Genomic DNA, 713 nt, shown 5'->3' with positions numbered 1-713 from the left:
ATTGTTTGACCATCAAATGATAAATCCTTATAATAGGGAAAAAGGAGTGGGGAGAATGGCGAAAACTATTGTTGGTGCAGTATTAGAAAATGATCCAGCATCACGTAACTGGTTCAATGTCATATTGAACTATCCAGGTGTACATGCTATCTTTTTTTATCGCATCAATCATTTCTTATGGACAAAATGTCATATGAAATTAATTGCACGTTTCCTGTCACAAGTAGCACGCTTTTTTACAGGGATTGAAATTCATCCAGGTGCAACCATTGGTAAACGATTATTTATTGACCATGGTATGGGAGTTGTAATTGGGGAAACAACCATTATTGGTGATGATTGTTTATTATATCAAGGTGTGACTCTTGGAGGGGTAGGTACAGGAGAACATACATGTAAAAGACATCCAACCTTACACAATAATGTAATGATTTCAGCTGGTGCAAAAATCATTGGTGATATTACTATAGGAGATAACAGTATTGTAGGTGCGAATTCAGTTGTATTAAAAGATGTACCACCAAACTGTACAGTAGTAGGTGTTCCTGGTATGATTGTGAAAGAGAATGGTGTCAAAGTACATCGCGAATTATAAAAAGGGGCATAAGCTCCTTTGTAAGTGTCTCAGTAGCTCAGCTGGATAGAGCATTCGCCTCCTAAGAGAAAGCCGAGGCATTCCCCAAAGGGAAAAAATGAAAAACAACTTTCAGTTC

General features: G+C 37.4%; 1 protein-coding gene. It reads left to right on the top strand.

The genetic code is table 11. The features are described 5' to 3' along the window. Positions 1-55 precede the first annotated feature (55 nt). A complete protein-coding gene (cysE, locus tag QVO42_RS06785) occupies positions 56-595 on the top strand; it encodes a serine O-acetyltransferase (RefSeq protein WP_022425388.1) in 540 nt (179 codons plus the stop codon). The last annotated feature ends 118 nt before the right edge of the window (positions 596-713 follow it).

The organism is Catenibacterium sp. CAG:290 (assembly GCF_000437715.1).
Lineage (GTDB): Bacteria > Bacillota_I > Bacilli_A > Erysipelotrichales > Coprobacillaceae > Catenibacterium > Catenibacterium mitsuoka_A.
This window is presented reverse-complemented; position numbering and strand designations above follow the sequence as displayed.

What these genes read in the sequence shown, in the direction of transcription:
- cysE (WP_022425388.1), top strand. Translation starts at nt 56, where the DNA reads ATGGCGAAAACTATTGTTGGTGCAGTATTAGAAAATGATCCAGCATCA.